We start from the raw sequence: 8,003 nt of genomic DNA on the forward strand, positions 1-8,003 counted from the left end.
TGCGGAAGAAATGCCGTCAAGTACAAGAGCAAGCCAAGATGGCCCTGTATCAGAGCAGATTAACTACGAAAATTGGTTGAAAAGCAAATCTCCAGGGCAACAAGATCAGGTATTAGGCAAAGGTAAGGCGGATTTATGGCGTAGAGGCGTGATTACTTTTGCGGATATGTTGGATCAGAGTGGGAGACCGTTGACGTTAAAAGATTTAAGTTATAGATTTGATCCAAATTATATTTATCCAGAAGTTGATACATTTGTATTAAAAGGGACAAAATTTACAAGAAAGCAGTTAGATAGAAAATTTAAGCATATTGAAGATTTTGGCTTTGATAATACTAAAAAAAATCCTAAAATGCTGAAACGATACCAAGAATCAATTATTGAGCATTTAAATGATGTTGAAACAATTGAGTTTGGGCGATATAGATTAGAGGGTTCAAGGGTTTTTTACAATAAAATCACTGGGATGGCGGTAGTAATAGATAAAGATGGAAATTTTGTTACTGCGTTTATTCCTAAAGATGAGCCCGATATGAACCGGTTTCAGTTATCTAATTATTTGAAAAGTGGATATTTACGATGACAAACAAAGAATTTGCTAAACAAGAATGGGATAAAGCTGCTAATGCGGTTTCTTATTTGAAGTCATCTCATTCAAAATTAGATTTTAAGCAGCATTGTATTGATCTTCTAGATGGGAAGAACAGTGTAGATTATTTTATTCTATTGATAACTTGGACTTGGAATAATCATCTTGTTGAATTAAATGGGCTTAGCGGTTTAACTCATTGGGCTATTTGGACGTGCTGTGAAGATTATCCGTTATCAGATGATGACGAGTATCCAGTGTACCCTGCAAATGTTGGTGAATTTAAAGAGGCTGTACAACTTGCTTTAGATGATAATTATTATGCTATTTGGGAAAGACTAGGTCTAAGCGATCAGGAAATTAAAGATCTTTCTCAATAAACTATTTCTACTAACCTAGCCTAAGCGCTAGGTTTTTTTATACCTAAATTTCAACTAAACCGCTTATACAGCAATGTGTAAGCGGTTTTTTATTGCCTGCAAGATAGAAAAGTACACTCGACAAGTAGCGTTTGTGTCTCCCACTCGCTATTTCTTACAGGTTTCTTTTTAGTGGGAAGAAACTAGGAGGCATTTATGCAAGCATTAAAAGCAAAATTCTTTGGTTCAGAAATTTTAGTCATCAATCATAACAGCAAGCCTTATGTACCGATGAAACAGATTGTAGAAAATATCGGTTTAGTCTGGCACGCACAATTCGAGCGATTACAGCGCAATGAGGTTCTTTCGCAAGGTATTCGTGTTATACGAATACCTTCAAATGGTGGTGAACAAGAAGCGGTTTGTTTACCATTGCACTATCTCAATGGGTGGCTATTTGGGGTCAAAGTTTCCAAAGTTAAGCCAGAATTAAAAGAGAAACTTATTCGTTATCAAAAAGAATGTTATGAAGTGCTTTGGGATTACTGGACTACGGGCGTAGCGAAGTGGGATGAAATTCGACAACAGCGTGAAGTTCTAGAAGAAAATGAAAACGCATCAAAAAAACGCGGAAGCGAAGCAGGACGAGCATTACAAAAACGAAAATTAGAAAAGCATACTTATGAAATTGGTATAGCACGGCTAGATAGAATGGAACAGTTATTACTTGATATTTAAGGTGTGGTTATGACGATCGCACCTTTTTTATTACATGAAAATTAACCGCACTTTCGCAAGATCGTGCGGTTTTTATTATCCACGTTTCGGAAGAAACACAACTCACTTAGGAAGGAAATCCAAATGAAATTAAAACTCGATGAAAAAGGCAATGTTGTGGTTGTAGATGGTAAACCCGTGTATACCCACGATGACGGGAAGGAAATCCCTTTTGATGCACCGCAAGCAATGCAAAAAATTTCTTCGCTCAATGCTGAAAACAAGCAACACCGTGAGGCTAAAGAAAAAGCGGAAGCAGAACTCAAAAAGTTTGACGGAATTGATGATGTGGCAAAAGCAAAAGAAGCCTTAAAAACGGTGGAAAACCTTGACGCTAAAAAACTGATTGATGCAGGTGAAGCGGAAAAGGTTAAACAAGAAGTGATTAAGGGTTATGAGCAAAAACTGGCAGATGCTAAAGCGTTAGCAGAGAAAGTACAAGGGCAGTTGCATACTGAGTTAATTGGCGGCTCATTCGCTCGCTCTAAGTTTGTCACAGAGAAATTGGCAATGCCTGTTGATGTGGCTCAAGCGTTCTTTGGTAAGCATTTTAGCATTGATGAAAACGGTGCAATTTTGGCAAAAGATGCGTTTGGCAATGAAATTTTCAGTCGAGTAAAACCGGGGCAACGTGCGGATTTTGAAGAGGCGTTAGAGGCTTTAGTGGATGCTTACCCTAACAAAAACTCTATTCTAAAAGGCTCTGGCTCAAGCGGTGGTGGCGGTGGTGCAGGTGGTTCATCTGCAACAAAACCTAAATCACTGAGTGAATGTAAAACAGATGAAGAGCGAATTGCTTATATGCAATCCGTAGCATAGTGATTATTTAATCCATAAGGAGAATTTATGGCTTTTGATTTGCAAGTCTTTAACAAACAGACCCAAACAGCATTAACCGAAATGGTTGATCAAGATATTCAAAAATTCAATGAGGCATCAGCAGGGACTATCGTTCTGCAAAATGTGCCAACAGAAGGGGATTTCGATATCCGTTCTAGCTTTAAAGCAATTAGCGGTTTAGTTCGCCGCCGTAATGCTTATGGCTCAGGTTCAGTGGACTCAAAACGTTTGCAACAAATGTTGAATGTGGCGGTAAAAGTTGCAGCAGGTACGCCACCACTGGAATATGAACCACAACAATATCACTGGATCTTAAAAAATCCTGAATTAGCGGCAATTACCATTGGTGAACAATTAGCTAAGGCTCGTATGGCGGATATGTTGAACACCGCTGTATTAGCTGGTGTTGCTGCAATTGGTGGTAACACAAAAACTGTGCTTGATGATAAAACGAATGCACCGACATTCCGTACTCTGAATAAAGGTGCGGCATTATTTGGTGATCGTTCAAGTGCGATTAAAGGCTGGGCGTTGCATTCAACCACAATGCATAGCTTATTTGACAATGCATTAACGAATACGGAAAAACTTTTCACTTATGACAACATCAATGTAATTCGTGATCCATTCGGTCGTTTGTTCATTGTTACCGATAGCCCGGCATTAGTTGATACGCAAAATACGGCGTATAACACGCTTGGTTTAGTGGAGAATGCAATCATTGTTAGTGGTAATAATGACTTTAACAGCGTGATTGTACCGAAAACAGGCGGTGAAAATATCTCTGCAACATACCAAGCTGAGTGGACCTACAATGTTGGTATCCACGGATACACCTGGGATATGCAAGCAGGTGGCAAGTCGCCAAATGATTCCGCATTAGGTACACCTACAAACTGGGTTAAATCTGCAACTTTTGATAAAGATACCGCAGGTGTGTTAATCAAAACACGTTAATTAGGCTGGCAGGGCTAACTATTAGGGTTAGCCCTATTTTTTAGGAGTTTAGAATGAAAATTCTCTATTTTACCCACGATTTTTCGTCTGAAAATGTGAAGTTTGCGAAAGAAAATGGATTAACTCTGCGAAATTTAGGTGCGTATCACGCAACGGATTTTATTGAACAATGCGATGCGGTTTGTGGAGATATTCCTGAACGTTATCAGCATTTGCCAAAGCACACATTGCCTGAATCATCTTCTCAACAAAAAACATTAGACAAGATGACCGTGCCAGAATTAACCACCGCACTTAAAGCCTTAAATGTGGAAATTCCACAAGGAGCGAAGAAAGATGAGCTGATTGCGTTATTAAAGCAAGCGAAAGGGGGCGACAATGACCCTGAACGTACCAACGGATAGTTATGTTTCTCTTGAAGAGGCAAATGGCTACCATCAATTGAGGGCCAGTTTTGAGGCGTGGAATGAACTTGATGATGAACAAAAAGCTCGTCGCTTAGTTAGTGCATCAGATTTTCTCGATCACAATTATCGTTTTGTGGGAGAGAAAGCAGATCCTACGCAAATCAGACAATTTCCACGTCAAGAAAGTAGTCAAGAGAGTAGCGAAATTCCGTTACAAGTGAAATATGCGGTTTGCGAATTAGCATTGCAGTCTGATCTAAATCAGAACCCAGAACAGAAGATGGCAAGCGTGAAAGTAGGGCCTATTTCTGTCAATTACGAAAATCAAGCGACTATCAGTGGTAGTAGCAATCGGTTTGAGTATGTCAAAACCTTGCTTTCTCGCTTTTTAAATTCATCATCTACTAACAATGTGTCCTTGTTAAGGGGGTAACTTGTACGGCAAATTAAAGCAAATCTCCAAGCAGTTAATTCAGAAGTTTGGTTCGCCTTGTGTGATTAAAACACAAATATCCGGGCAATACGATCCAACTACGGGAAAAATGCAAACTGAAATCAGTAAACAGAATGCTTACTGTCTTTTTGATAATCTGTCTTATGATTTCCCTTCATTTCAAAGTGGCGGAACTTCTAGAGGGGGAGCTGTTGCGATAGAGCAAGGCGATGTGGTTATTTATCTGACAGAAAAAGCAGAGGTAGGCTCAGCGGTTGAAGTGAATGGCGAAGTCTGGAGCATTATTGCTGTTCAACCGATAAAACCAGCTAACGTTGCAATGCTTTATCAATGCCAAGGGCGGAAACAATGAAATGAGTAGTTTTATTGCACAAATTCAGCAACAAATTGAGCAGATTGAGCAACGGAAAAACTTAGTCATTCGTAAAGTAGCGTTAGATGCTTTTGCGAAAGTGCAAGCGAAATCGCCTGTTGATACGGGAGCGTTAAGGCGAAGTTGGACGGTGTCTGTCTCAGCTTTACCCACGAATTTTAATGGCTCAAATGAACATATTGGCAAGGCGAAATTTGGCGATGTGATTTATATTGCAACTAACTTGCCTTATGCCCCTGCGTTGGAATATGGGCTTTATCCTAATCCTCCGAAAAACCCATCAGGGAAAACGAAGAATGGTTATTCTATCCAAGCTCCTCAAGGTATGGTTCGGATAACCGTTAAAGAGCTAAAAGCATATTTAGCTAGAAATCCAACATTAGGGCTTTGGTAATGAAAAAAATCATTCGATCCATTCTACAAACGCAACTAACGGAATTAGGCAAGTTTAGTACCGCTTGGGAGGGGGTAAACAATAAAGTGAGTTTGCCTTATCAAGCGGTTTTTCTTTCTGTAACAACCAGTGATACAGCAAGCATTTCTGATAAACCGCTTTCTGTTGAAACAGGGTTTTTACAGGTGACCTTGTTCTATCCAAATGGCAACGGCACGCACGCCATTGAAGAAAGAGCGGAGCTAATCCGCAATCATTTTTACGGTCAATCTATCATTGAAGAGAATGTTCAAGTTGTTATCTCTCAACCGCCCACCATTGGCGGTATTTTTTTAAATGATGATAAGTTGGCTTTACCTATCACAATCCATTACACAGCCTACGAGCTGAATAAGGAGTAACTATGGCTCAAGAAGTCAAAAGAACACTGGTTATCAGCAAGGAATCCGTTTTTGGTACAAAACCAGCTAAAACAGGAGCCAAAATCATTCCACGCATTGAAACATCCTTAAATGCCAATTTTGAATCGTTCCAATCAGAAGAAATCCGTTCTGATTTACAACGTTCCGCCTCTATTGTCGGTTTTGAAAAGGTCGAAGGCGACATTAAAGGTGAACTATCGGCTGGGCAATGGTCGCAGTTCTTTGCGGCGGTTTTGCGTGGTGCATTTACCGCAGAGGCTAAAACCCCGATTATTAAGAAAACGTCAAATGGTACTGGCGAGAAAAACGGAAAAATTCTCATTGTGCCTGATGCTAATCACACCACGGATTCATTCACCATCGAAGAGATTTTCCAAGATATTAACGTAAACCGTGTTTATACAGGTTGTCGTGTTTCTAAAATGAGCATTGATGTTCAGCCTAACGGTATTTCCTCTGTCACCGTTTCATTCTTAGGGCAAAAAAGTGAAGAGCTACAAGCCACTTACTTTACAAATCCTACCCCGATTGCTCAATCAGGAAAATTAGCAGGGGTAAAAGGAAAACTGTTACTCAATAAAGCGGAAGTCGGTTTTGTGACAGGTTTTAAAATTGACATCGATCTCGGTGCAAGCAGTGAGCCTGTTTTAGGTGCAACCTATGCGCCTGATGTATTTATCGGTTCAATTAAAGTCAGTGGTTCGTTTTCTACCTACTTGAAAGATAAAGCTATGTGGCAAGCGGTCAGAAATGGCACATCCCTTTCACTTGCCTTACGAATGGATGCAGAAAGCGAAACCAACTCAGATTATGTTACTTTAATTTTACCAGGTGTGAAACTCACTTCATCAGAAGTGAATAGTGGCGATAATTTAATTCAAACCTTGAATTATGATGCCTTTCCTGCTGTTTTTGATGCAGAAAGCACCATTGATGATAGTTTGAAAAAAGCAACCACAATGATTGTACAAGATACATTGGCTTAATAGAGAGGAATTACAATGAACTTAAAAGATCTTGCAAAAGACAGTATTTCAGAAAAATACCGTTTTGAACTGACACATCCTGTCACAGGAGAGGGATTAGGGGTATTCATTCACGTCGTGAGTGCAAAATCAGACCAAGCTCAAAAGTTCTTTGCAAAACAATTACGCAAAGAGCAAAAACGCGAATTGGAAAATGCACGCACCCGTCATCCAAAATTTAAAGAATTGGATGAAATCAAAGAAGACAGCGTTGAACTGGCATTAAATCGCATAGTTGGTTGGGAGAATGTGGAATTTGGCGATAAAAAAGAATTGCCGTTTACAGAGGAAAATGCCCGAATGTTATTAACGGAATGTGATTGGATTATCGAACAAATTCTTGAACATTCAAACGATTTGGGAAAGTTCTTGAAGAGCTAATTGATGATTTGTTGGCATATGCTAAAAAGGAATTTGAATTAGACAAAAAGCCAAAGGATTCTGATTGCACCTTGCGAGAACATCTTTTGGCTATTCAAGAGCAGACTGGTAGTGTTCCTGAAGAGCTTGAGAATATCGAAATTAGCCCAGCGATAAGTTATCTGCTGGGTTTTTTCTATGAGCTATCTCTTTCTCGACAGTCAGGTATGGGGCTTTGTCCCATTACTTATGCTGAGATTGAGGCGTGGAATAGACTGCTTCAGATAGAGTTAGCAGTATGGGAAATCAAGGTAATTAAACAGCTTGATGTGATTTTCCTGAATGTACAAAATACGGAGATTTAGTGTGGAAACCTTTAACTTTAATCCCGATTGGGGAATGCAACTCACGAAAAAGCCTGAGGTGATGAAACTTAAGTTTGGTAATGGTTACGAGCAAGTAGCACCCAAAGGATTAAATCACAATCTCCGCATTTATGATATTTCTTTTAGTGGCGCAGAAAGCCGAATAAAACGAATTGAAGCCTTTTTAAATAATCAAGGCGGTGTAAAAGCATTTTTATGGACTCCGCACGGTTCAACACAAGGAAAATTTCGTTGTGATGAATGGAAAACAAACCAACAACAAGGCTTTTGGACGCTTTCAGCTCAATTTAGGGAAGTGGTAGCGTAAATTTGTTGAAATTTAATCGGTGTAGTGTTAGATTTCAAAAAAAGGAGTCGCATATGTTCTTATTTTCCTGTGTAAAAGCCGTTTTCATCGGTTGGCTGATGAGTTGGGTTATATTTTTCGTATTAGGGGCTTTTGCTCAAGATATTACGCTCTTTCATGCTACGATTTTTGGTCTATCTGTCACCCTTATTGGTTCTGTTGCGATTGGGCTTTATAAAAACAAGATCTATTTGGATCGATTAAAGAAAGAGTTAGACGCTCAACAACAAAAAGATGCCGAGAAAAATCAGGTAAAATATGTAATCATTAAATAGATTTTGCAAAAAATATCAATATCAAACCGCTTGTGTCAT

At 39.3% G+C, this 8,003-nt stretch carries 15 protein-coding genes; all 15 read left to right on the forward strand.

All coding sequences use genetic code 11. The features are described 5' to 3' along the window. Positions 1 to 583: colicin D domain-containing protein (locus B0183_RS12370; RefSeq protein WP_327078137.1), on the forward strand; the 583-nt coding region annotated here is incomplete at its 5' end. Beyond that, positions 580 to 969: a hypothetical protein gene (locus tag B0183_RS09810; protein WP_016527887.1), complete on the forward strand. Its 390-nt coding sequence runs from the start codon at positions 580 to 582 to the stop codon at positions 967 to 969. The genes B0183_RS12370 and B0183_RS09810, both read left to right, overlap by 4 nt. Before the next feature lie 195 nt (positions 970 to 1,164). Further along, positions 1,165 to 1,686, forward strand: coding sequence for a phage antirepressor N-terminal domain-containing protein (locus tag B0183_RS09815; protein ID WP_078208731.1), 522 nt, complete (start codon positions 1,165 to 1,167; stop codon positions 1,684 to 1,686). Positions 1,687 to 1,809: 123 nt separating this feature from the next. Continuing rightward, entirely contained in the window at positions 1,810 to 2,544 is a 735-nt protein-coding gene (locus tag B0183_RS09820) for a DUF6651 domain-containing protein (RefSeq protein ID WP_078208732.1), read from the forward strand. A gap of 27 nt (positions 2,545 to 2,571) precedes the next feature. Beyond that, a complete protein-coding gene (locus tag B0183_RS09825; protein ID WP_021118474.1) occupies positions 2,572 to 3,522 on the forward strand; it encodes a major capsid protein in 951 nt (316 codons plus the stop codon). A gap of 53 nt (positions 3,523 to 3,575) precedes the next feature. Further along, positions 3,576 to 3,926, forward strand: a complete 351-nt coding sequence (locus B0183_RS12520; RefSeq protein ID WP_078208733.1) for a HeH/LEM domain-containing protein — start codon at positions 3,576 to 3,578, stop codon at positions 3,924 to 3,926. Beyond that, positions 3,901 to 4,362, forward strand: coding sequence for a DnaT-like ssDNA-binding protein (locus B0183_RS09835; RefSeq protein ID WP_078208734.1), 462 nt, complete (start codon positions 3,901 to 3,903; stop codon positions 4,360 to 4,362). The genes B0183_RS12520 and B0183_RS09835 overlap by 26 nt, the downstream gene beginning before the upstream one ends. Before the next feature lies 1 nt (position 4,363). After that, positions 4,364 to 4,735 (forward strand): hypothetical protein, encoded by a 372-nt coding sequence (locus tag B0183_RS09840; RefSeq protein WP_021114924.1) that lies wholly within the window; start codon positions 4,364 to 4,366, stop codon positions 4,733 to 4,735. A 1-nt stretch (position 4,736) separates the two neighbouring features. Beyond that, entirely contained in the window at positions 4,737 to 5,150 is a 414-nt protein-coding gene (locus B0183_RS09845) for an HK97 gp10 family phage protein (RefSeq protein ID WP_021109525.1), read from the forward strand. Beyond that, entirely contained in the window at positions 5,150 to 5,551 is a 402-nt protein-coding gene (locus B0183_RS09850) for a phage tail terminator-like protein (protein WP_021118479.1), read from the forward strand. Before B0183_RS09845 ends, B0183_RS09850 begins: the two co-directional genes overlap by 1 nt. A 2-nt stretch (positions 5,552 to 5,553) precedes the next feature. Further along, on the forward strand, positions 5,554 to 6,558 hold the full coding sequence (locus B0183_RS09855) for a phage tail tube protein (RefSeq protein WP_078208735.1): 1,005 nt from the start codon (positions 5,554 to 5,556) through the stop codon (positions 6,556 to 6,558). Positions 6,559 to 6,573: 15 nt separating this feature from the next. Then, a complete protein-coding gene (locus B0183_RS09860; protein ID WP_062924272.1) occupies positions 6,574 to 6,978 on the forward strand; it encodes a hypothetical protein in 405 nt (134 codons plus the stop codon). A 71-nt stretch (positions 6,979 to 7,049) separates the two neighbouring features. Beyond that, positions 7,050 to 7,322 carry a phage tail assembly chaperone gene (locus B0183_RS09865; RefSeq protein WP_232422150.1) on the forward strand — a complete coding sequence of 91 codons (273 nt, stop codon included), beginning with the start codon at positions 7,050 to 7,052 and terminating at the stop codon, positions 7,320 to 7,322. A gap of 1 nt (position 7,323) precedes the next feature. Next, on the forward strand, positions 7,324 to 7,650 hold the full coding sequence (locus B0183_RS09870) for a phage tail protein (protein ID WP_078208736.1): 327 nt from the start codon (positions 7,324 to 7,326) through the stop codon (positions 7,648 to 7,650). A 53-nt stretch (positions 7,651 to 7,703) separates the two neighbouring features. Beyond that, positions 7,704 to 7,964 carry a hypothetical protein gene (locus tag B0183_RS09875; RefSeq protein WP_021118484.1) on the forward strand — a complete coding sequence of 87 codons (261 nt, stop codon included), beginning with the start codon at positions 7,704 to 7,706 and terminating at the stop codon, positions 7,962 to 7,964. Positions 7,965 to 8,003 lie beyond the last annotated feature (39 nt).

Source organism: Glaesserella parasuis (assembly GCF_002015085.1).
Classification (GTDB): domain Bacteria; phylum Pseudomonadota; class Gammaproteobacteria; order Enterobacterales; family Pasteurellaceae; genus Glaesserella; species Glaesserella parasuis.

Coding starts and splice junctions, on each gene's coding strand:
- B0183_RS09810 (WP_016527887.1), top strand. CDS start 580: ATGACAAACAAAGAATTTGCTAAACAAGAATGGGATAAAGCTGCTAAT.
- B0183_RS09815 (WP_078208731.1), top strand. CDS start 1,165: ATGCAAGCATTAAAAGCAAAATTCTTTGGTTCAGAAATTTTAGTCATC.
- B0183_RS09820 (WP_078208732.1), top strand. CDS start 1,810: ATGAAATTAAAACTCGATGAAAAAGGCAATGTTGTGGTTGTAGATGGT.
- B0183_RS09825 (WP_021118474.1), top strand. CDS start 2,572: ATGGCTTTTGATTTGCAAGTCTTTAACAAACAGACCCAAACAGCATTA.
- B0183_RS12520 (WP_078208733.1), top strand. CDS start 3,576: ATGAAAATTCTCTATTTTACCCACGATTTTTCGTCTGAAAATGTGAAG.
- B0183_RS09835 (WP_078208734.1), top strand. CDS start 3,901: ATGACCCTGAACGTACCAACGGATAGTTATGTTTCTCTTGAAGAGGCA.
- B0183_RS09845 (WP_021109525.1), top strand. CDS start 4,737: ATGAGTAGTTTTATTGCACAAATTCAGCAACAAATTGAGCAGATTGAG.
- B0183_RS09850 (WP_021118479.1), top strand. CDS start 5,150: ATGAAAAAAATCATTCGATCCATTCTACAAACGCAACTAACGGAATTA.
- B0183_RS09855 (WP_078208735.1), top strand. CDS start 5,554: ATGGCTCAAGAAGTCAAAAGAACACTGGTTATCAGCAAGGAATCCGTT.
- B0183_RS09860 (WP_062924272.1), top strand. CDS start 6,574: ATGAACTTAAAAGATCTTGCAAAAGACAGTATTTCAGAAAAATACCGT.
- B0183_RS09875 (WP_021118484.1), top strand. CDS start 7,704: ATGTTCTTATTTTCCTGTGTAAAAGCCGTTTTCATCGGTTGGCTGATG.